Here is a 20608-nt window from a genome sequence, read left to right as displayed (position 1 = left end):
CCACCTCCGGCCCCCGGCCGCCGCCCGCGAACACCGCACTCGGGCCGCGCCCGCGCGCTCCACCGATGGGGTGATCCACCGGGGTACGGCGCAACGCCCGCCGGACCGGCGCGTTTCCCATGACGTGCGCCCTCTGGTAGTGGTGCGCGCGGGGTCCGCGTCGGCGGCGCCTCGGTTCCCCCCGGTCGCGGCGACGACTCCGGCGGTACCGCCGCACCGGTCCGTCTGGTGAGAGGTGATGTCATGGTCCTGACGACCGAGACGCGTAGAACGAGCGTGCCCTCCAGAAGCACGCCGCGCAGAGCCCCCTCGGCCCCTCCCCCGCTCGCGCCGGGCGCCCTCCCCGGCCTCGGCCACGCCCCCGCGCTGCTGCGCGACCCGCTCGGCTTCCTCGGCTCGCTCGCCCGCCACGGGGGCGTGGTCCGGATCCGGCTCGGGCCGCGCACCGTCTGCGTGGTCACCGACGCCGGCCTGGTCCACACCCTGCTGGTGGCACTCGCCCACGACTGCCCGCGCGGCGCCGTCCAGGACACCCTCAAGACGGCGTTCGGCGACGGCCTGCTGATGTCCGAGGGCCAGGCGCACCGCGACCGCCGCCGGATCATCCAGCCCGCCTTCGGCCCGGAGCGGACGGCCGAGTACCTCGCGGTGATGCACCAGGTGGCGCAGGAGCGGGCGGGGAGCTGGCGGTCGGGCCAGATCCTCGACGTCGCCAAAGAGATGAACCACCTCGCGCTGGAGATCGTCACCCGCACGCTGTTCGACGCCCGGCTGAGCGGGGAGGCCACGCTCGCCTTCCACCGGGCGCTGCCCGACATGGTGAAGGGCCAGATCGTCCAGTCGCTCTACCCGCATCCGGCCTTCGCCAGGCTGCCGCTCCCGGTCAACCGGCGGTTCGACGCCGCCGTCCGGGTCCTGAACCAGGTGGTCGACCAGGCCGTCGCCGGCCGCGCCCGAACCGGTGGTTCGCCCGAGGGCGGCTGTCCGTTCGGCGGTTCCGCCGGTGCCGTCCGGCCCTCCGGCGCGCCGGACGGCACCCTGCCCGCGCTGCTCCGCGCCGCCACCGACCCCGCCACCGGCCGGCCGCTCACCGAGGCCGACGTGCGCTCCGAGGCGATCACCATGTTCGGCGCGGGCACCGAGACCGTCTCCACCACGCTCACCTGGCTGATCGACGAACTGCTGCGGCACCCCGAGGTGGAGGCCCGCGTCCTCGCGGAGCTGGACGAGCACCTCCCGGCCGGCACCGCCCCCACCCCCGAGGCGCTCGCCCGGCTGACGTACACCCGCAGCGTCACCCAGGAGGTGGTCCGGCTGCACGCGCCGAACGCCTTCCTGATGCGGACGGCGCGTGTGCCGGTCGAGCTCGGCCAGTACCGGATCCCGGCCGGCACCGAGCTGCTCTACAGCCTCACCGCGGTGCACCGCGACCCGCTGCTGCACCCGGAGCCGCTGCACTTCCGCCCCGACCGCTGGCACGAGGGCGGCGCGGCGGCGACCGCCGGGCGGCAGGCGTTCCTGCCGTTCGGCGCGGGCAAGCACAAGTGCATCGGCGAGGCCTTCGCCTGGGCGGAGCTGACCGTGGCCGCCACCGCGATCCTGCGCCGCTGGCGGCCGACGGCCGAGCCGGGCTCCCGGGCCCGCGAGGTGGTCTGGACGACCGTCCAGGCCCAGGACCTGCGCGTCCGCCTCGCCCCGCGCACCGGCGGCGCGGCGCACCACCCCGCCGACCGGCACGACGACCACACCGCCGACCGGCACGACGGCCGGCCTCGGCTGCGCACCGCCCCGGCCCCGCCCGACACCACCCGGCCCACGCTCACCGGACTCCCGGCCACCCGGGCCACGGCCCGCCCCCGACCGGCCCCGCCCACCCACCCGGCCGACCGGTCGACCGCGCCCGGCGGTCCGCGCCGGCCCGGCGAGCTGCGCGCCTCCACCGCCCGGCACGCCGACTGGGTGGTGGGCCACGGCCTGCTCACCCCGGCCGACCTGCCGCGCTACCAGGCCTACGCGCTCCCCCAGCTGATCGGCCACGCCTACCCCCGGGCCCGCGGCGCCGAACTCGACCTGCTCATCGATGTGGTGGGCTGGTTCACCATTCTCGACGACCGCTTCGACGGTCCGCCCGGCCGCCACCCGGACCGGGCCCGGAGCCTGGTCGACCCGCTGCTCGGCGTGCTCGCGGGCGCCGACCCCGCGCTCGCCCCGACACCCGCGGCCGCACCCGACGACGGCCGACTCCTGCACGCCTGGCGGGAGTTGTGGCTACGGCAGAACGAGGGCATGTCCCCCGCCTGGCACGCGCGCGGCGCCGCCGAGTGGCGGGCCTGCCTGAACACCTTCGTCACCGAGTCGGCCCACCGGTCGCGCGGCACCGCGCCCGGCCTCCCCGGGACGATGCGGCTGCGCCGCCATGCCAGCTGCCTCTACCCGTTCATGAACATACTGGAGCGGGTCCACGGCGCCGACGCGCCCGCCCGGCTGCACGCCGAGCCCGAACTGCACCGCCTGCGCGCGCACACGGCCGACGCCGCGACGCTGATCAACGACCTGTACTCACTGGAGCGGGAGGAACGCCAACCGGCCGCCGCCTTCAACACCGTGCTGACCCTGCAACGCGTCCGCGGCTGCACCCGCCGCCAGGCGGTGCTGTCGGTCCGCGCCCGGGTCGCGCGGCTGCGGGCGGAGAGCGAGGCGCTGCGCCGCCGCCTGCTGCGCCGCCACCCGTCCGGCCACTGGTACCTCGACGGCACCCGGGAGCTGGTCGACGGCGTCTACGCCTGGACCAGCACCAGCCACCGCTACCTCAGTGACGGTCCCCGAGGGTGAACAGGAGGAGCACGAACCCGGCGAACAGGTGCGTGGCGAAGATGTAGATGCCCGCGCGGATCAGCATGGCCTTGCGCCTGCTCTGCTCGTCACTGGTGCCGCTGGCCATGGCCGGGTTCTCCTTCGGTCGGGGCCGGGTGGGCGGCCGGTCCGTCGGGCGGCGGCGGGCCACCCGGCCTTCATCGGCCCTCATGCGTCCTCATCCGCTCGTGACGCGGTCGACGCGGTCGACGCGGTCGACGCGGTCGACGCGGTCGATGCGGAGGCCGGGCTCCTCGGTGGCGCCCGGCCCCCGGAGCTCCGTGAGCAGCGCGCCCTGGTCGGTGATCAGCTCGGTGAGGATCCGTCGGGCGGCGCGCAGCAGTTCGGCGACGTCCGGCGTACTCAGCGCGTACACCACGGTGTTGCCCTCGCGGGTGGCCACGACCAGCTGGGTGCGGCGCAGCACCGCGAGCTGCTGGGAGAGGTTGGACGGCTCGATCCCGATCTCGGCCAGGAGCTCGCGCACCGGTCGCGGCCCGTCCTGGAGCAGTTCCAGTACCCGGATCCGGACGGGGTGCCCGAGGGTGCGGAAGAACTCCGCCTTGGCCTGGTACAGCGGGACCGCCATCGTCCGCTCGCTCCCTGCTGCTCGGTGGTACCGGTTGCGCGCGGCCGCACGCCCCCGGCGCGGGGCTGCGGCCCGCTCGGCCGCCACGGCCGGGAAGCATCATCCCGACAGATGAAGAATTCTTCAAGTCCTCATCCTGGATCATGAGACGTCCACCCCTCCCGATCCCGCCCTGTCCCGTCCCACCCTGTCCCGCCACACCCCGCCCCGTCCCGGAAACGGGTCGGACCCGGGGGTGGCACCACCCCCGGGTCCGACCGCCGAGAAGGCTTCGCCTTAACAGGCCACCACGGCATCGACGGTGACCGGAGCCGGGTTCCACGGGTAGGACGCCACGCTGAAGCTGCCGTGGACGGTGGACCCGCACGGCACCGCGCCGCCGACACCGCGGACCTGCACCGTGCTCGCGGTGAACAGCGTGCGCCCGCTCGACGAGCCGAGCGACGCACCGCCGACGATCTCACCCGAGAGGCCGGTCAGCAGCTCCTTGGTCTGCGGGGCCGGGCCACCCGGGCTCGGCGGACCGGCCAGGCTGACCTGCCCGTAGAACTGCACGCCGTCACCGGTGATCTCGGCGCACACCTTGGTCATCAGACCGGCCTGCAGCCCGGAGGCACCGCAGGTGGTGGTCGTGGTGGTGGTCGTGGTGGCGGCACCGGCCTGGGCCGGGACGGCCAGCAGTGCCGCCGCGCCGGCGGCCCCCGCGGCGAGCAGAGCGATTCGGTTCATCGGACTCTCCGTTTCCTCAAGACATCGTCATTCACATGTGACATTTCACATGTGCCATGCCTGAACCTTGGCATGCGATTCCAATGTCAAGGTGACGATTTGCCCCGGAAAACATGAACAGACCGGAAATCGATCTTCGATGGCGCGATCTCGGCCAGCCCGCCGCAAGGCCCCTGACGGCCCATCGAGCCACGTCGACGGGCCGTCAGCCCCGATCCGACAGACCGTCACGACCACCGGACCGTCACGACCGGCAGACCCTGCCCGACCAGCTGTTCGCGCCCTCCGACCCCGCCCCTCCGGCCGGACGGCCGCAGGCCGCACCACCCGGACGGCGGCGCGGCGCGTGCCCCGTCCGGGCCCCGCGCGTTGGACGGCCGTGAAGCCCCTCCGCACGATCGTCGCCGCCGTGCTCGCCGCCCTCGCGCTCACGGCGGCGGGCCCTCCGCCGCCCGCGCCGTTGCTCGGCGCGGAGGTCCGCCTGATCCCGACGGAGGAGCCCGTCCTGGCGCTGACCTTCAACGCCGCCTGGGACGAGACCGGGCTGGACACCGTACTGAGCACGCTGCGGGAGCGCGGGGCGCCGGCCACCTTCTTCCCCACCGGGCAGTACGCGGAGCAACACCCGGACGCGCTGAGGGCGATGACCGCCGCCGGCCACGGCCTCGGCAACCACTCGTACAGCCATCCGCTGTTCACCGGCCTCGATGCCCGGCAGGCCCGGGCCGAGGTGCTGCGCGCCGATGCCGCGATCCGCGGCGCCGCCGGCGTGGACCCCCTGCCGTTCTTCCGCTTCCCCTACGGCGAGACGACGCCGCGGCGCATCGCCGACGTCAACGCGCTCGGTTTCGCCGACATCGAGTTCACCACCGACACCGACGGGTACCTCGGCGCGGCCGGCGGGATGACCGTCGCGAAGGCCGTGGACCGCGCCCTCGCGGCGCTCACTCCCGGCGCCATCCTCCAACTCCACGTCGGCACACCGGACGAGGGCCCGGATCCCCGCTGCCTGGACGCCGAGGCGCTCCCCCTGATCATCGACGCCGTCCGCGACCGCGGCTACCGCATCCTGGACCTGCGCACCCTGCTCGACCCCTGAGGCGGCGGAGCCCACCGGCCGCCCACTCGGACGGGCGCGCACCACGACCGCCCGGCGCTCAGCTCGGTGCCACCCGACGACTGCGCCGGGCGAGGTCGGCGAGGCCCTCCGTCTGCCAACACGGCCGGTTCAGCAGAGCCCAGAGCGGGAAGGCCGATCCAGCCGTGGACCCTGCTCGCGATGCGTCCCGCCCGGCTCGTCGATGCGCGCCGCGCCCGTGTGCCGGACCCCGGTGCTCCGGTCAGACCGCTCATCCCCTACCGGACGGGTGCCCTCCCACCCGGCCGTCCGGAGCCGGCCGTCCAGGTGGTCACGTTCGGGCATCCTTCGGGGGGTTGGCCCCGAGTCGGTGTGGTCCCTGGTGTCCCGACGTACCGGATCCCACGGCTCCTTCCCGAAGGCGAGTGGCGTCGAGCACCGCCGGAGAGCGGCGGACAGGACGGAGGTCGATGTCCACGTCGTGGCCTTCGCCGCGGGCATCGCGGCAGAATCCTCGCCATGGTGGCGCTGCGCGTTCTCACGGGAAATGACTGGTCGTTGTGGCGGGAGGTTCGCCTCACCGCGCTGCGCGAGTCACCGCAGGCGTTCAAGGCACGGCTTGCGGACTGGCACAGCGGCGGGGAGGAACGGTGGCGTGCGCGCCTGGAGATGCCCGACGCCTACAACGTCGTCGCGTTGCTGGATGGTCGAGTGGTCGCGGTGGCCGGCGGCGTTCCTGGGGACAGCGGCACACACGAGCTGAGGTCGGTGTGGGTCAGTCCCCGGGCACGAGGTCGCGGCGTTGGAGACCGGTTGATCGCGGCGGTGGAAACGTGGGCCCTGCGGTCGGGTGCCACCACGCTGAAGCTCGCGGTGATCCCGGGCAACGAGCCGGCCGTCGCGCTGTACCGGCGCAACGGCTTCGTCGTCGCGGAGGAGGGCGGAGGCCTGACGCCCGATGGCGCGACCAGGGAACGGGTGATGGTGAAGGCGCTTCGCTGATGAGACGGCACGCGAGTTCGGCGGATCATCGCGCCTGCCCGCGGGGCCGGGGAACACCTGGCGTACTCGGATGTTCGGGGCGGCAAGACCGCGGAGCCGACCGGCGAAGCGCTGCTCAGCTCCCGCCCAGGGTCGCGCGGAGGTCGTCGATCCGGTGGACGGCGGCGGCGAAGGCCGCGCGGTCCAGACTCCCGGCGTCCAGCGCGGCGGCCAGGGCGGCGGCGGCGGCCTCGCCCTGGTCGGCGTCGCGGGCGGAGCAGAGCAGCAGGTCCATGCCCGCCGCGGCGGCGGCCAGGGCCCGGGCGCCGGTGTCGCCGTACGCGGCGAGGGCGCCGGCTTCCAGGGCGTCGGTGACGGTGACGCCCCGGAAGCCCAGCCGGTCGCGGAGTTCGCCCTGGACCACGGCCGGGGAGAAGCCGGCCGGGCGGTCCGGGTCGAGGGCGGGGTAGACGGCCCAGGAGGCCATGATCAGGCGGACGCCGGCGGCGATGGCGGTCCGGTACGGCTCCTCGCCCCGGGCGCGGAGTTCGGCGAGCGGGACGGGGAGGGTGGCGGGGCGTTCGTCGGTGTTCAGCTCGCGGGCGGCGGAGCCGAGGCCGGGGAAGTGCTTCGCGGTGGCGGCGATGCCGAGATCCTGCTGGGCGGTGAGGAAGGCGCTGCCCAACCGGGCCACGGACGACGGCTCCTGACCGTAGGAGCGCTCGTGGTGGTCGATGAAGTTGTCCGGGGCGTCGTAGACGTCGAGGACGGGGGCGAGGTTGACGTTCAGACCGGCGTCCGCGAGGGTGCGGCCCGCGTCGGCCCCCGACCTGGCGGCCTCGGCGGCCGGATCGGCCGCCTGTCCGGTGCGACGGGCGGAGAGTTCCGGCGCCCCGGGCAGGCGACGGATCCGGCCGCCCTCCTGGTCGGTCATCAGCAGGAGTGGGCGGGGCTCCGGCGCCTCGGCCGCGGCCTGCCGCAACTGGGCGACCGACGAGCGGAGTTGGGCCAGGTCGGTGACGTTCTCGCCGAACAGGATGACGCCGGCCGCCCGCCCCTCGCGGATCGCCCGGAGCACCGCGGGCGACGGGGTGGGGCCGGGGTAGGAGTACACGATCCGCCGGCCGGCGAGGAGGCGCGAGTCCACCTGGTCGAGGGGGTCGGGGGCCGGGCCGGCGGCCGCCGGGGTCGTCCCCTCCGCCGCCGACGGCGGCCGGTGGGAGGACTGCGCCGAGCAGGCCGGCGCCAGCGCCGACGCGGTCAGCAGCAACGCCGGGAGCACTACGTGGGCGCTCCGCCGGAGCGACGACATCGGGCCTCCCGAGAACGGGGTGCGAGCGGACGGGCGACAGCGGGACCACGGGCGACGGCCGGGTCCGATGCGCCACGCTACCCCGGCCCGACGCGTCGCGCAGGTCCTCGCCCGGCCCGGGGTCGGCCCGGGGTCGGTGCGCGGCCGGTCCGGGGTCGGTGCGCGGCCGGTCCGCCAGGGCCGGGGACCGGGCACACGCCGTGGACCCGGGACCCGTCGACACCCGACCGACCGGGCCGGTCAGCCAGGCCCAGTCAGCCTGGCCCGCGCAGCAACCGGCCGAGGACGGCGACGCCCTCCGTGATCTCGCCCGGCGCGCCGGCCGCGTACCCCAGCACCAGGCCCGGCGGGTGCGGCAGCCGGGCGTGCCAGGACAGCGGCTGCACCTTGACGCCGTGCGCGAGCGCGACGGTGGCGAGTTCGGCGTCCGTGCACCCGAGGCCGGCCGGGAACGTGACCATCAGGTGCAGCCCTGCCGCCGCACCGTGCACCACGGCTCCCGGCAGGTGCGCGCCGATCGCGGCGATCATCGCGTCCCGGCGGCGCCGGTGGCGTGGCCGCAGCAGGCGCAGATGCCGCTCCAGCGCGCCGGAGTCCATCAGCCGCGCCAGCACCAGTTGCGGCAGCACGGGGTTGCCGAGGTCGGCGAAGCGCTTGGCCGCCAGGACGGCCTCGCGGTAGCGGGGCGGGACGAGCAGCCAGCCCGTCCGCAGGGCGGGGGCGAGCAGCTTGGAGACGCTGCCCATGTAGCAGACCTGTTCGGGGAGGACGGCGCGCAGGGCCGGCACGGGCGGCCGGTCGTAGCGGTGCTCGGCGTCGTAGTCGTCCTCGATCACCAGACCGCCCTCACCGGCCCAGCGCAGCAGTTCGCGGCGGCGCCGGCCGCCGAGCACCACACCGGTCGGGAACTGGTGGGCCGGAGTCAGCAGGACGGCCCGCGCCCCGGTGGCGCGCAGCGCGTCCACCTGGATGCCGTCGGCGTCGACCGGGACGGGGGGCGTGGCGCGGAGCCAGTGGCCGAGGTGCTGCCGGGTGCCGAGCGAGCCCGGGTCCTCGACGGCGACCTCGTGGATGCCCGCCCGGCCGAACGCCTGGCCGAGCAGGGCGAGGGCCTGTGCGGCGCCGGCGACGATCAGCACCTCGTCGGGGTCGGCGCCGATGCCCCGGTTGCGGGCCAGCCACTGGGCGACCGCCCTGCGCAGCGCGGCGCTGCCCCGCGTGTCGCCGTAGCCGAACTCGTGGGCGGGGAGACCGTCGAGGACGGCGCGTTCGGCCCGGAGCCAGGCGGCGCGGGGGAAGGCGGCGAGGTCGGGCACGCCGGGCGAGAGGTCGATCCGGGCGGGGGCGGCGCGCAGCGCGTCGAAGCTGGCGGGCACGGGGTCGGCCTCGAACAGGGCGGGTTCCGGACCGGGCGCCGCCGGGCTCGGGACCGGCGGTGCTGCCGGTAGCGGCCCCGGCGCGGCCAGGACGACGGTGCCGCCGCGCCCCCGCCCGGCGAGCCGGCCCTCCTCGGTGAGGCGCCGGTAGGAGTCGGTGACGACCCCTCGGGAGATCCGCAACTCCCCGGCCAGCACCCGGGTGGCGGGCAGCCGGCTGCCCGCCGGGAGGCGGCCGTCCACGATGGCCTCACGCAGCCGGCGGGCCAGCCAGTCGGCGAGGCGGCCGGGCGGCGCGTCGGCGGCGTCGAGCTGGAGGAAGTCCGCACCGGCAGTTATGGACCCCTCACCGAGGGTCTCTTTGGACCTGTTCACCGGTCCATTGTGCGGGCCAGGGTGGGTGCATGACCACGAAGACCACGGAAGCCGCCGACACCGCCCCGCCCGCCGAAACCGCCCTGCCGACCGACACCACCTTGCCGACCGAAGCCGACCGAACCGCCGAGGCCACCGCGGCCGGCCCCGCCGTGGAGCACACCCGCGCCCCCGGCCACGCCCGTGCCCACGACTACGACCGAACGCACACCCCCGCCTACGTCCACGGCTACTCGCCGGCCGAGGCGCGGCGGCTGGGCGACCAGGCGGACACCCTCGCGGAGCTGCTGCACGCCGGAACGGCCTACCCGGCGGGCAGCCGGGTCCTGGAGGCGGGCTGCGGCGTCGGGGCGCAGACGGTGCACCTGCTGGCGTCCAGCCCGGGGGCGGAGCTGACCGCCGCCGACATCTCGGCCGACTCGCTCGGCGCGGCCCGGGCCCGGGTGGCCGCGCAGGCGCCGGGCGCGCGGGTGACCTGGCACCACGGCGACCTGCACGAACTGCCCTTCGCGGACGACTCCTTCGACCATCTCTTCGTCTGCTTCGTCCTGGAGCACCTGGCGGACCCGTCGGCCGCGCTGACGGCGCTGCGGCGGGTGCTGCGGCCCGGCGGGACGATCACGGTGATCGAGGGGGACCACGGTTCGACCTTCTTCCACCCGGACAGCGCCGCCGCCCGGGCGACCGTGGACCATCTGGTCCGCCTGCAGGCCGACGCCGGGGGCGACGCCCTGGTCGGTCGCCGACTGCACCCGCTGCTGGCGGACGCGGGCTTCCGGGACGTCGCCGTCCGCCCGCTCACCGTCTCGGTGGACGGGAGCCGCCCGGCGCTGGTCGAGGGCTTCACCCGGCGGACCTTCGTCGCGATGGTCGAGTCCGTACGCGCCGACGCGCTCGCGGCCGGACTCACCACGGCGGCCGCGTTCGACCGCGGCGTCGCCGACCTGCGGCGCACGGCGGAGGAGGGCGGGACCTTCCACTACACCTTCTTCAAGGCGGTGGCCGTCAATCCCTGAGCGGCAGGGTCGCTGCCGTCAGGATCCCGGCGGCAGGGGCCTGCCGCGCCGGGGCCCGTCGGCCGCCCTCCGGGCCCGCCCCCACCCCCCACTACTCCGGACCGTCCCCGAGCGCGGCGAGGAGCGTGCGCAGCGCGTCGACCAGCGCCTCCGTCTGCGGCTCGTCCAGGCCGGCCAGCAGTCGCCGCTCGGTGACCAGGTGGTCGGGGAGCGCCCGGTCCACCAGGGCGTAGCCCTCGGGGGTCAGGGCGACCTCCCGGCTGCGGCCGTCGGAGTCGCTGGCCGTGCGGGTGACCAGGCCGCGGGCCTCCAGCCGGTCGAGCCGCTGACTGATGGCACCGGAGGTGACCATCGCGGACTGCATCAGGCCGGTGGGGGTGAGGCGGTAGGGCGGGCCGCTGCGGCGCAGGGTGGCCAGGACGTCGAAGGACGGGGCGTCCAGGTCGTGCGCCGCGAAGTTCCGCTTGAGTTCGGCCTCCACCAGCCTGGAGAGCCGTTTGAGACGGCCGATCACCTCCATCGGGGAGACGTCGAGGTCGGGACGCTCCGCGCCCCACTGCTTCACCAGGCGGTCCACGTGATCTGCCACGCCGCCAGCCTAATCGATACCTTAGTGGTGAGATACCTCACGCGCCGGAGCCGCCGTCGACCCTCCCGATATGCCTTAGCGCTGAGATACATTGGCTTAGTGCTAAGGAATCGACTCGGAATCGTGCTGCTGACCGCGCTCGCCCCCGCCATCTGGGGCTCGACCTACCTCGTGACCACCGAACTGCTCCCGCCCGGCCGCCCGCTGCTCGCCGGGGTGATCCGCGCCCTGCCCGCCGGGCTGCTGCTCATCGCCCTCACCCGCCGGCTGCCGAAGGGCAGTTGGTGGTGGCGCTCACTGGTGCTGGGCGCGCTCAACATCGGCGCGTTCTTCGCCCTGCTCTTCATCGCCGCCTACCGTCTGCCGGGCGGGGTCGCGGCCACCGTCGGCGCCGTCCAACCGCTGATCGCCGCCGGGCTCGCGGCCGGACTGCTCGGCGACCGGCTCACGCTGCGCACCCTGCTCTCCGGCATCGCCGGGGTCGTCGGCGTCAGCCTGCTGGTCCTGCGCGCCAACGCCCGGCTCGACGCCATCGGCGTGGCGGCCGCGCTCGCCGGAGCGGTCGTGATGGCCACCGGCGTCGTCCTCTCCAAGCGCTGGACCTCGCCGGCGCCGCTGCTCGCCACCACCGGCTGGCAGCTCACCGCCGGCGGCCTGTTGCTGCTGCCCGTCGCCCTGATCGTGGAGGGCGCGCCCCCGTCCCACCTCACCGGCGACAACCTGCTCGGCTACGGCTACCTCACCCTGATCGGCGCGGCCCTGGCGTACGCGCTCTGGTTCCGGGGAATCCGGGCGCTGCCGTCGACCTCCGTCACCTTCCTGGGGCTGCTCAGCCCGGTGGTCGCCACCGCCCTCGGGTGGCTCGTGCTCGGTCAGGACCTCTCGCCCGTCCAGGGGCTCGGCGCGGTGATCGTGCTCGGCTCGCTGGTCGCCGCCCAGACCCAGCGGCCCCGCGCCGCGACTCCCCCGACACCCCCGACAGCGCCGCCGGCCGCCGGGCCCGAGGCCGACCGTCCCGCCGTGCGGACCTGACCGCACGGCCGCCCCACCACGCACCACGCACCACGCACCACGCACCACGCACCACGCACCACGGCACCGCGCACCACGGCACCGCGCCAGCCCCTGAGCACCGTCCCGTCAGCAGCACCAGCGACACTGGAGAGTCCCATGCGCATCACCGTCTTCGGCGCCACCGGCAACGTCGGCAGCAGGATCGTGACCGAGGCCCTGGCCCGCGGCCACGAGGTCACCGCCGTCCTGCGCGACCCGGCCCGGCCGCACGGGCTCCCGGCCGCCGCCGTGATCGCCACCGGCGACGCCCGCGCCCCCGAGGACGTCGCCCGCCTCGCCGCCGGTCAGTCCGTGGTGATCAGCGCCACCCGCCCGGCCCCCGGCAGCGAGCCGGAGCTGGCCGTCGCCACCAAGGGCCTGCTGGCCGGCCTGGCCGGGACGGACGTGCGGCTGCTCGTCGTCGGCGGCGCGGGCAGCCTCACCCTGCCCGGCGGCAACGGAGCCACCGTCATCGACGGCCCCGACTTCCCGAGCGCCTGGCTCCCGATCGCCCTCGCCTGCGGCGAGCAGCTCGCCCTCCACCAGGCATCGACCGACGTCGACTGGGCCTACCTCAGCCCCGCCGCCCTGCTCGAACCGGGCCGGCGCACCGGCCGCTACCGCCTCGGCGGCGACGAGCTGGTGGTCGACGCCGACGGCGTCTCGGCGATCTCCATGGAAGACCTCGCCGTCGTCCTCCTCGACGAGGCCGAGCGCCCGGCCCACCACCGGACCCGCTTCACCGCCGCCTACTGAGCCCCCGCCTACCGACCCCCGCCGCCACCCCGGCGCGAGCGTGCCCGATGCCCTCCGCACCGGGCACCGGCACATCGCAGCGGATCACCGCGCACACCGCCCCCGCACCGGAACCCACACCCCCCACCGGCCGGACGCGTCAGCCGGGGACCGGCGGGGCGTGCGTGGCGGCGGCGGAGCTGAGCAGTGCGGCGACCCGGAAACCGTCGGCCCCGTCCCCCCCCAGCCGGTCGAGCAGGTGGTCCCCCCTCCCGGCGAACACCGGGACGACGGCCAGGTGCATCTCGTCCACCGGACCGGCCCGCAGGTACTGCCGCAGCGTGCCCCCGCCCCCGGCGAGGCACACGTCCCGGCCGGCCGCCGCCGCGAAGGCCCGCCCCAGCACCGTTTCGATCGGCTCGTCGATGAATCGGAACGTGGTCCCGCCCGGCATCGGAAGGTCGGGCCGCAGGTGGTGGGTGTGGACGAACACGTCGTGCCGGTAGGGCGGTTCCTCACCCCACCAGCCGCGCCGGGCTCGTCCGGCCACGGCCCGCGCTGCGGCCCGAGCACGGTGCGCCCCATGACGGTGGCGCCGATGTTCCGCTCGCCGCGTGCGATCCGGTCCGCCTCGATTCCGCTCCGGCCCTCGCAGTGGTCGTGCGCCCCGCCGGGCAACCCGTCGTGCGGTCCGCCGACTCGGCCGCCGAACAGGCCCTCCGGGCGCCGGTCACCACCGTCGGCGAGGCCCTCCAGGACGACCGTGAGGGTGTGCACCCGCGGCCTGGGCACGAGGTCCTCTCCTTCCCTCCCCCGGGGTCGGGGCGTGCGGACCGTGGTGTCCGCCGCCGACGGCAGCCTGACGACCGGTCCCGACGCCCGGCGGGGGGCGAGGTCTCGGGGTGACGGGGTGACGGGGTGTCGGAGTGACGGGGTGTCGACCGACCGTCAACAGCGCGGCGCGCAGCGCTCGAACGGGCGACCCTTCGCCGCGACCCCCGCCGTTCGGCGGGTGTCGCCCGCACCACCCCGGAGAGGGGTGCGGGCCGGATCGATCGCACCCCTCCGATCCGCCAGGATCGAGGACGTGAACGATTCCGCACCCAGCACCCGTCGACGTCGGGGCCCGCTCGTCGCCGCCGCGGCCGTGCTCCTCGCCGCTGTCGCCCTGCCCTCCACCGGCGCCTCGGCGGCGAGCGCCGCCGGCACGACCACCGCCGCGCCGGCCGTCCCCACCCACTACAGCCGGCAGCAACTCGCGTGGCAGCCCTGCGCGGAGGCGCCCGCGTTGGAGTGCGCCACGATGGCCGTCCCGCGCGACTGGCACCACCCGCAGGACGGTCCGGACCTCTCCGTCGCGGTGTCCCGCCACCGTGCGGCGGATCCGGCGAAGCGGCGCGGCACGCTGGTGATGGCCGCCGGAGGTCCCGGCGGCGCGGGCCTGCTGCGCCCGGACGGCTTCGTCCGCGCGGCACCGGCCGTCGGAGCCGCGTACGACGTGGTGGGCTTCGACCAGCGCGGGGTGGGCCACAGCACCCGGGTCGTCTGCCAGACGCCCGAGGAGTTCAAGGCCTTCTTCGCCGGGGACTTCCGCGACGACTCCCCCGCCGACCGCGCCCGAGTGATCGACAACTCCCGCCGGCTGGCGGCCGGTTGCGCACAGCGCAGTGGCGATCTGCTGCCCTACCTGACGACGGAGCAGACCGCGCGCGACGTCGACCTCTTCCGCGCCCTGCTCGGCGAGCGGCGGATCAGCTACTACGGCCCGTCCTACGCGACCATGATCGGCGCCTACTACGCGACGCTCTTCCCGCAGCGGATCGACCGGATGGTGCTGGACAGCAACGTCGGCTTCGACGGCAGCTGGGAGCGGTTCCAGCTCGGGCAGCCGATGAGCTTCCAGCGGCGCTTCGAGGAGGACTTCCTGCCCTGGCTGGCGTCCCGGGACAGCGCGTACCACTACGGCACCACCGTCGCCGAGGTCAAGGCCCACTGGGAGCGGCGGCGCGCGGCCCTGCACGACAGCCCACTCGTCGACGGCGGCCTGACCGTCGGACCGAACCAGGTGGACAACGGCACCGTCCAGGCCCTCTACCGGGAGAGCGACGGCTTCCCCGCACTGGCCACCGCGCTGACCGCGCTGGACGACTGGCCGGGCGCGAACCCGACCGCGCGGGCGACGGCGCAGCTGGTCTTCGGCCAGTACCTGAGCCCCGAGTTCCTCGCCGAGTACTTCGCGGTGACCTGCAACGACACGCCCTGGACCGGCGATCTGGACACCTGGGTCGAGCGGGGCGCCGAGTTCACCGCCCGCTGGCCGCTGGCGGGTGCCCGGACCCTCGCGTTCGCCGGCGTCTGCGCCGCCTGGCCGGCCCCGGCCGCGCCCCCGGTACGGGTGACCGGGGCGGGCCTGCCGACCACGCTGATGCTCAACTCGGTCCACGACCCGGCCACCTACTACGAGGCCGCCCGCTCGGCCCACCGCGCGCTGCGCGGCTCCCGGCTGGTGACGGTCACCGGCAACGGCGACCACGGCCAGTACCCGGGGCCGAACAGCTGCGTCCGCGAGGTCGTCGAGTCCTACCTGCTCGCCGGACGTGCCCCCGCCCACGACCTCGACTGCCCCTCCCCGCAGGCCGGTTGACCCGTCGTCCCGACGCCCCCCGGCGCCGGGTGCGGTCCCGCACGGGCGGGTGGCGGTGGACGTCGGACCAGGTCCGGCGTCCACCGCCGAGGTGATCAGGGGCGGCCAGGGGCGCTCAGGAGCGGACGCGGACGGTCAGGGACGGTCGAGCGTGATGGAGTTGACCGGGCCGAGGTCGGCCCAGACGCCGTTCTGGGCGGGCATGTCGTAGGTGCAGTCGGTCCCGTTGTAGCCGAGGCACAGGTGGGCGTGGGCCCCGCCGGTCTGGTTGTTGAGGACCCAGTGCCAGCCGCTCTTGTTCGACAGGTTGTGGGCACCGTAGCTGTAGAACACGTCGGTCGGCGGGGTGGAGGTGGGGGCGCCCTCGCCGTAGACGCAGACCGCCCCGGACGGACAGCCGTCCCAGCTGTCGGCCGCCTGGGCGCCGGTGGCGCCCAGGGTGGTGACGGCGGCGGTCGCCAGGGCGAGCGCGGCGGCGGCGTGCAGGATCCTGCGCATGGTGGTTCTCCCTCTGCTGTGGCTGGTCCGGGGACGACTGATCCGGCCGGTGATCAGCAGCGTAGGAGCGGTGCGGCGGCAGCGGTCCCTGACGGATGACAGGGTGTGGCGGGCGACGGACGGGCGCCCCCGTCCCGGGTCGCGGCGGTGTCCGCGGCGACGTGGGGGCCGGCGTGGGGCTGGCTCGGTGTCGGGTGCACGGCGGCCAAGGCCGGTCCGGGGCGGGTCCGGGGCCGCCCCGGGGCCCGGGAGGGTCAGCGCGCAGCGGTGGTGAAGGTGTCGCAGCTGGTCACGGCGCCCGTACGGTAGCCGGTGGTGAACCAGGCCTCGCGCTGCTCGGAGGAGCCGTGCGTCCAGCTCTCCGGGTCGATCCGGCCGGTGGCCTGCTGCTGGATCCGGTCGTCGCCGACGGCGGCCGCCGCGTCCAGCCCCTGGGCGATGTCCTGGTCGGTGAGGGAGCTGATCAGCGGCCGGCCGGTGGAGGCCTGCGGGGTGGTGGTGGCGTGGTGGGCCCAGACGCCGGCGTAACAGTCCGCCTGGAGTTCGAGCTTCACGGAGGCGCTGTTCCGGCCCTGCCGGTCCCGGCCGACCTTCTCCATCGTGCCGGTGAGGTTCTGGATGTGGTGCCCGTACTCGTGGGCCACCACGTACGCCTCCGCGAAGGGGCCGCCGCGGGCGCCGAACCGGGTGGAGAGCTCGTCGAAGAAGCCCAGGTCGAAGTAGGCCTGCCGATCACCCGGACAGTAGAACGGGCCGACGGCGGAGGTCGCCGCGCCGCAGGCGGTGGAGACCCGGTCGGTGAACAGGACGGTCTCGGCGGGCCGGTAGGGCGTGCCGTGCCGGGGCAGTTCGCCCCGCCAGTACTCCTGGAGACTGTTGGTGACGGCCACGATCCGGCAGTCCTGGCGACGGTTGGCGTCCGCCCCGCTGCGGCAGACCTGCTGGACCTCGCCGGCGGTGCTCGGCCGCGCACCGGCGCCCGCGCCGCCCCCGTCGGAGAGACCGAGCAGGCTCGGGTCGACGCCGAGGAGCACCGCGACCAGGGCGACCAGCAGGCCCGCCGCGCCGCCGCCGACGGCGATCCTGCCGCCCGGCCTCCCGCGCCGGTCGTCCACCTGCGAGGTGTCGAGGTCCCCCTGGTCGTCGAACTGCATGGCCGTCCGTCCGTCGTACCCGCCGCGGCCGGGGTGCGGCCGCCCGGCCACGGTAGCCCGTCGCACCGTCGCGGCCGGGAAGGACGCGCAGGTCAGGGGCGGTCCGCCGGGGCGGCCGCCCCGCCGAGCGCCGGCCCACGGACGCGCCTCTGACGGACGCCCCCGTGTCGGTGGCACCGACGACGGACGCACCGGCCGGGCCCGCCCGACCCGGTGCGGGCGGGCCCGGCCGGTGGGCGCCTACCGCGGCGCCGGGGCGTAGCCGGCGGGCCGGAGGGTGAAGGTGCCCCGGCCCTGGGTGCGGCTGCGCAGCCCGGTCGCGTAGCCGAACAGCTCCGCCAGCGGCACGACCGCCCGCACCGTCGCCGTCACGGCCGCCGCACCGGTCCGGTCCTGCGCACCCTGGACCCGGCCGCGGCGGGCCGCCAGGTCGCCGAGCACGCCGCCGACCGCGTCCTCGGGCACCTGAACGGTCACGTCGGCGACCGGCTCCAGGAGCAGCGGGTGGCAGGCCCGCAGCGCCTGGCGCAGGGCCTGGCGCCCGGCGGTGCGGAACGCCAGGTCCGAGGAGTCCTTGGGGTGGGTGGCCCCGTCGGTCAGCGTGACGAGCACCCCGGTGACGGGGTGACCGCCCAGCGGGCCCTCGGTGAGCGCGTCCCGGCAGCCGGCCTCGACCGCCTGGACGTACTCCTTCGGCACCCGCCCGCCGGTGACGGTGGAGCGGAACACGAACCCCTCAGCCGCCCGGGCGTCGTCGGCCTCCAGCGGCGCCACGTCGAGCACCAGATGGGCGAACTGGCCGGCGCCGCCGAGGTCGCGCAGCGCGGCGGCCAGCGTGTCGGTGGAGAGTGCCGCGCGGTCGCAGTACTCCTCCAGCGCGCCGGGGTGGAGCCCGGCCACCGCCTCGTCGAGCAGGCGACGGCGGTGCTCGGCCTCCGCCCGCAGCTCCTCGGGGACGGGACCCTCCCGGTAGGCGTCCGGGCCCGGCCGGTCCGCCCAGGTGAGCGCGCGCATCCGCAGCAGGTCGACCACGCCGGTGAAGCCGTCCTCCCGCCCGATGGGCAGTTGGACGACCAGCGGGGCCGGGTGCAGACGGTCCCGGATGGAGGCGACCGCCGTGTCCAGGTCGGCGCCGGCGCGGTCGAGCTTGTTGACGAACGCGATCCGCGGCACGCCGTGCCGGTCGGCCTGGCGCCACACCGATTCGCTCTGCGGCTCGACGCCCGCCACGGCGTCGAACACCGCCACCGCCCCGTCGAGCACCCGCAGCGAGCGCTCCACCTCGTCGGCGAAGTCCACGTGGCCGGGGGTGTCGATCAGGTTGATCCGGTGGCCGTCCCAGGCGCAGCTGACCGCCGCGGCGAAGATCGTGATGCCCCGGTCGCGTTCCTGGGGGTCGAAGTCGGTGACGGTGGTGCCGTCGTGGACCTCGCCCCGCTTGTGGGTGGCTCCGGTGCGGTAGAGGATCCGCTCGGTGACGGTGGTCTTGCCCGCGTCCACGTGGGCGAGGATGCCCAGGTTGCGCACGGCGGCGATGGCCGCGGTGGCCGCGCCGCTCGTCGTGGTGGCGGTCGTCGTGGTCGTGCCGGTCGTCGTGGTGCCGGTCGTGGTCGTGCCGGCGAGGTCGGTGCGCATGGCCCGGTGCCTTTCGCAGTGTTCCGCAGGGTGGCGGCGCGATTGCGGCGACGACGGCCGTGGCCGGCCGGAGGGCGTCCGGCCGCGCACGCCGCCCACCCGGGAGCCCGTCAGCGGGGCCGGGTGGAGCGGCGGTTCAGACGTTCGTCGCGGACTTCCGGTGCCGGCCGCGCAGCGGGCACCGGACGCGCGAGGACACCAGGATCACCTCGTAGCGCGACGAGGGAACGACAACAGCGGTGCGGTAGCGCACGACCGGTCCTCCCTCACTCGTCACGGGGCACGCCACCCCACGGACTTGCGGCGGCGTGCGACTGCGGGGCGAGTCTAGGGAGCCGGCACCGCGCGGGTCACCCGGTTTTCCCGCCCGACCCGCACCGACCGCCCGAACCGGACCGACCCCCCGACCCGCACCGACCCACCGACCCGGGCCCACCCGTCGGCCCGGGCCGACCACCCCGCCCCAACCGACCCGCCGCCACCTGTTCGACCGCGCCCGCCCGGTGGGCCGCCGCCCGCCGCCCCGCGGTGCGCGGCCGCCCGAGGACCACGCCCGCCGGTACCAGCAGCAGGCCCACCACCTGCGACGGCCCCAGCTCCTCCCCCGCCACCGCCGTGCCGAGCAGGACACCGGTCAGCGGGTTGAGCAGCCCGATCAGCCCGACCGTGCCCGCCGGCAGGTGCCGCAGTCCGGCGAACCACGCGCAGAACGCCAGCGCGGTGGCCACCACCGTGACGTAGCCGAGGGCGAGCAGCTCCGGCAGGGTGGGTGCGGGCGGTGCCCCCTCGGCGATCGCCGCCGCCGGGAGCAGCACGAGTCCGCCGGCGATCAACTGCCAGGAGGTCGAGGCCAGGACGTCCGCGCCGTCACGCCATCGTCCGGCGAGCACGTAGCCGCAGGACGAGACCAGCATGGCGGTCACCGAGGCGGCCAGCCCGGGCAGGCTCACCGGACCCGTCCGGGTGAGGACCAGCAGCCCGACCCCGCCCAGGCCCAGCAGCGCGCCGGCCAGGTGAGCGCGGGCGGGCCGCTCGGCGGCCAGGGCCCAGGCGATCAGCATCATCGCCAGCGGGGAGGCGGCCATGACGGTCGCCGCGACGCTGGTGGCCAGCAGCTGCGAGGCGACGTAGAGCAGGGCGAAGAAGACGCCCGTGTTGAGCAGTCCGAGCACCGCCGAGCGCCACCACCAGGCACCGCGCGGCCGCCGGCGGCACAGGGCCAGCAGGATCAGCCCGGCCGGCAGGGCCCGCAGGGCAGCGCCCCAGAGCGGGAGGTCCGCCGGGAGGAACGCGCGGGTGACGTAGTAGTTGGCGCCCCAGGCGACCGGCGCGACGGCGGTCAGCAGCACCCATCGCAGATTGGCTTCCATGGAAGCAATATAGCTTCCCAGGAAGCTATCCGGCTAGGATGGTGTCATGGAGCAGCAGCGCGAACCGGTCGGCCCCCCGCCCGGCACCCCTGACCACGTGGCCGCCATCCAGGCCGAATGGCGCCGGGAGCGGCCCGACCTCGACGTCTCGCCGCAGGCGGTGATCGGCCGGCTGCACCGCCTCGCCGCCCGCCTCACCGACGAACTCGGCCTGGTCTACGGCCGCTACGGCCTGGGCGAGGGCGAGTTCGACGTCCTCGCCGCGCTGCGCCGGGCCGGCGCGCCGTTCGAACGGGCCCCCGGTGAGCTCGCCGCCCACACGATGGTCACCACCGGGGCCATGACCAAGCGGATCGACCGCCTGGAACGCGCCGGGCTGGTCACCCGCCGCCGCGCTGACGCGGACGGTCGCGCACGCGTCGTCGCGCTCACCCCGGCCGGCCGCCGGCTGATCGACGAGGCCTTCACCGCCCACCTGCACAACGAACACCGCCTGCTGGACCTGCTCACCCCGGCGGAGTCGGACGCCCTGGAGAGCCTGCTGACCACCTGGCAGCACCGCCTGGACCACCCACGGCCGCCCGCCGGCGACTGATCGTGGGGACGGCCGCCCCGCTCGGC

19 protein-coding genes are annotated in these 20608 nt (G+C 75.7%); 8 read left to right on the top strand and 11 right to left on the bottom strand.

All coding sequences use genetic code 11. The annotated features are described in order from the left end of the window. Positions 1-243: 243 nt before the first annotated feature. On the top strand, positions 244-2832 hold the full coding sequence (locus ACFXHB_RS26750; protein WP_380577184.1) for a cytochrome P450: 2589 nt from the start codon (positions 244-246) through the stop codon (positions 2830-2832). On the opposite strand, the gene ACFXHB_RS26745 is transcribed toward ACFXHB_RS26750, so the two are convergent. From ACFXHB_RS26745 to ACFXHB_RS26735, 3 genes are all read right to left on the bottom strand, one after another. After that, on the bottom strand, positions 2810-3025 hold the full coding sequence (locus ACFXHB_RS26745) for a DUF6126 family protein (RefSeq protein ID WP_380577183.1): 216 nt from the start codon (positions 3023-3025) through the stop codon (positions 2810-2812). The two genes, ACFXHB_RS26750 and ACFXHB_RS26745, sit on opposite strands and share 23 nt — an antisense overlap. Positions 3026-3031: 6 nt before the next feature. Then, positions 3032-3442 carry an ArsR/SmtB family transcription factor gene (locus ACFXHB_RS26740; protein WP_380577182.1) on the bottom strand — a complete coding sequence of 137 codons (411 nt, stop codon included), beginning with the start codon at positions 3440-3442 and terminating at the stop codon, positions 3032-3034. 276 nt (positions 3443-3718) lie between these two features. Next, positions 3719-4171 (bottom strand): hypothetical protein, encoded by a 453-nt coding sequence (locus ACFXHB_RS26735; protein ID WP_380577181.1) that lies wholly within the window; start codon positions 4169-4171, stop codon positions 3719-3721. Positions 4172-4550: 379 nt separating this feature from the next. Between ACFXHB_RS26735 and ACFXHB_RS26730 the strand changes: the two genes are divergently transcribed. Continuing rightward, positions 4551-5270, top strand: a complete 720-nt coding sequence (locus tag ACFXHB_RS26730) for a polysaccharide deacetylase family protein (protein ID WP_380577180.1) — start codon at positions 4551-4553, stop codon at positions 5268-5270. Positions 5271-5768: 498 nt separating this feature from the next. Next, a complete protein-coding gene (locus tag ACFXHB_RS26725) occupies positions 5769-6251 on the top strand; it encodes a GNAT family N-acetyltransferase (protein ID WP_380577179.1) in 483 nt (160 codons plus the stop codon). A gap of 115 nt (positions 6252-6366) precedes the next feature. Here the strand turns inward: ACFXHB_RS26725 and ACFXHB_RS26720 are convergent, their stop codons facing one another. Continuing rightward, the gene (locus tag ACFXHB_RS26720) at positions 6367-7542 is read right to left on the bottom strand and encodes a glycoside hydrolase family 3 N-terminal domain-containing protein (protein WP_380577178.1); all 1176 of its coding nucleotides are present in this window, start codon (positions 7540-7542) and stop codon (positions 6367-6369) included. 254 nt (positions 7543-7796) lie between these two features. Further along, positions 7797-9293 (bottom strand): PLP-dependent aminotransferase family protein, encoded by a 1497-nt coding sequence (locus ACFXHB_RS26715; protein WP_380577177.1) that lies wholly within the window; start codon positions 9291-9293, stop codon positions 7797-7799. 29 nt (positions 9294-9322) lie between these two features. On the opposite strand from ACFXHB_RS26715, the gene ACFXHB_RS26710 reads away from it, so the two are divergent. Continuing rightward, positions 9323-10309 carry a methyltransferase domain-containing protein gene (locus ACFXHB_RS26710; RefSeq protein WP_380577176.1) on the top strand — a complete coding sequence of 329 codons (987 nt, stop codon included), beginning with the start codon at positions 9323-9325 and terminating at the stop codon, positions 10307-10309. Between the two features lie 91 nt (positions 10310-10400). Here ACFXHB_RS26710 and ACFXHB_RS26705 read toward each other — a convergent pair whose 3' ends face one another. Next, positions 10401-10898, bottom strand: a complete 498-nt coding sequence (locus tag ACFXHB_RS26705; protein WP_380577175.1) for a MarR family winged helix-turn-helix transcriptional regulator — start codon at positions 10896-10898, stop codon at positions 10401-10403. Positions 10899-10997: 99 nt separating this feature from the next. Here ACFXHB_RS26705 and ACFXHB_RS26700 point away from each other — a divergent pair, with 99 nt between their 5' ends. Continuing rightward, a complete protein-coding gene (locus ACFXHB_RS26700; protein WP_380577174.1) occupies positions 10998-11930 on the top strand; it encodes an EamA family transporter in 933 nt (310 codons plus the stop codon). Positions 11931-12068: 138 nt separating this feature from the next. Then, positions 12069-12707, top strand: coding sequence for an NAD(P)-dependent oxidoreductase (locus ACFXHB_RS26695; RefSeq protein WP_380577173.1), 639 nt, complete (start codon positions 12069-12071; stop codon positions 12705-12707). 139 nt (positions 12708-12846) lie between these two features. On the opposite strand, the gene ACFXHB_RS26690 is transcribed toward ACFXHB_RS26695, so the two are convergent. Continuing rightward, positions 12847-13236, bottom strand: coding sequence for a dihydrofolate reductase family protein (locus ACFXHB_RS26690; RefSeq protein ID WP_380577172.1), 390 nt, complete (start codon positions 13234-13236; stop codon positions 12847-12849). Positions 13237-13773: 537 nt separating this feature from the next. On the opposite strand from ACFXHB_RS26690, the gene ACFXHB_RS26685 reads away from it, so the two are divergent. After that, positions 13774-15330 (top strand): alpha/beta hydrolase, encoded by a 1557-nt coding sequence (locus ACFXHB_RS26685; protein ID WP_380577171.1) that lies wholly within the window; start codon positions 13774-13776, stop codon positions 15328-15330. Positions 15331-15465: 135 nt separating this feature from the next. Here the strand turns inward: ACFXHB_RS26685 and ACFXHB_RS26680 are convergent, their stop codons facing one another. The 4 genes from ACFXHB_RS26680 to ACFXHB_RS26665 all read right to left on the bottom strand — a co-directional run bounded on the left by ACFXHB_RS26680 (position 15466) and on the right by ACFXHB_RS26665 (position 19987). Further along, positions 15466-15828 (bottom strand): hypothetical protein, encoded by a 363-nt coding sequence (locus ACFXHB_RS26680; RefSeq protein ID WP_380577170.1) that lies wholly within the window; start codon positions 15826-15828, stop codon positions 15466-15468. Between the two features lie 254 nt (positions 15829-16082). Beyond that, the gene (locus tag ACFXHB_RS26675; RefSeq protein WP_380577169.1) at positions 16083-16982 is read right to left on the bottom strand and encodes a neutral zinc metallopeptidase; all 900 of its coding nucleotides are present in this window, start codon (positions 16980-16982) and stop codon (positions 16083-16085) included. Between the two features lie 240 nt (positions 16983-17222). After that, entirely contained in the window at positions 17223-18617 is a 1395-nt protein-coding gene (locus tag ACFXHB_RS26670) for a GTP-binding protein (protein ID WP_380577168.1), read from the bottom strand. Between the two features lie 350 nt (positions 18618-18967). Then, positions 18968-19987, bottom strand: a complete 1020-nt coding sequence (locus ACFXHB_RS26665) for an EamA family transporter (RefSeq protein ID WP_380577167.1) — start codon at positions 19985-19987, stop codon at positions 18968-18970. 46 nt (positions 19988-20033) lie between these two features. Here ACFXHB_RS26665 and ACFXHB_RS26660 point away from each other — a divergent pair, with 46 nt between their 5' ends. Then, entirely contained in the window at positions 20034-20582 is a 549-nt protein-coding gene (locus ACFXHB_RS26660; protein WP_380577166.1) for a MarR family winged helix-turn-helix transcriptional regulator, read from the top strand. The last annotated feature ends 26 nt before the right edge of the window (positions 20583-20608 follow it).

It is taken from the genome of Kitasatospora sp. NPDC059327 (assembly GCF_042752535.1).
GTDB lineage: Bacteria > Actinomycetota > Actinomycetes > Streptomycetales > Streptomycetaceae > Kitasatospora.
Note: the sequence above shows the minus strand (reverse complement) of the source record. Positions and strands in the feature narration are given on the sequence as shown.

Bases quoted from the DNA above. Each gene is read 5' to 3' on its own strand.
- ACFXHB_RS26750 (WP_380577184.1), top strand. From the start codon at position 244: ATGGTCCTGACGACCGAGACGCGTAGAACGAGCGTGCCCTCCAGAAGC.
- ACFXHB_RS26695 (WP_380577173.1), top strand. From the start codon at position 12,069: ATGCGCATCACCGTCTTCGGCGCCACCGGCAACGTCGGCAGCAGGATC.
- ACFXHB_RS26665 (WP_380577167.1), bottom strand. From the start codon at position 19,987: ATGGAAGCCAATCTGCGATGGGTGCTGCTGACCGCCGTCGCGCCGGTC.
- ACFXHB_RS26660 (WP_380577166.1), top strand. From the start codon at position 20,034: ATGGAGCAGCAGCGCGAACCGGTCGGCCCCCCGCCCGGCACCCCTGAC.
- ACFXHB_RS26720 (WP_380577178.1), bottom strand. From the start codon at position 7,542: ATGTCGTCGCTCCGGCGGAGCGCCCACGTAGTGCTCCCGGCGTTGCTG.
- ACFXHB_RS26670 (WP_380577168.1), bottom strand. From the start codon at position 18,617: ATGCGCACCGACCTCGCCGGCACGACCACGACCGGCACCACGACGACC.
- ACFXHB_RS26710 (WP_380577176.1), top strand. From the start codon at position 9,323: ATGACCACGAAGACCACGGAAGCCGCCGACACCGCCCCGCCCGCCGAA.
- ACFXHB_RS26745 (WP_380577183.1), bottom strand. From the start codon at position 3,025: ATGAGGGCCGATGAAGGCCGGGTGGCCCGCCGCCGCCCGACGGACCGG.
- ACFXHB_RS26725 (WP_380577179.1), top strand. From the start codon at position 5,769: ATGGTGGCGCTGCGCGTTCTCACGGGAAATGACTGGTCGTTGTGGCGG.
- ACFXHB_RS26675 (WP_380577169.1), bottom strand. From the start codon at position 16,982: ATGCAGTTCGACGACCAGGGGGACCTCGACACCTCGCAGGTGGACGAC.
- ACFXHB_RS26680 (WP_380577170.1), bottom strand. From the start codon at position 15,828: ATGCGCAGGATCCTGCACGCCGCCGCCGCGCTCGCCCTGGCGACCGCC.
- ACFXHB_RS26740 (WP_380577182.1), bottom strand. From the start codon at position 3,442: ATGGCGGTCCCGCTGTACCAGGCCAAGGCGGAGTTCTTCCGCACCCTC.
- ACFXHB_RS26735 (WP_380577181.1), bottom strand. From the start codon at position 4,171: ATGAACCGAATCGCTCTGCTCGCCGCGGGGGCCGCCGGCGCGGCGGCA.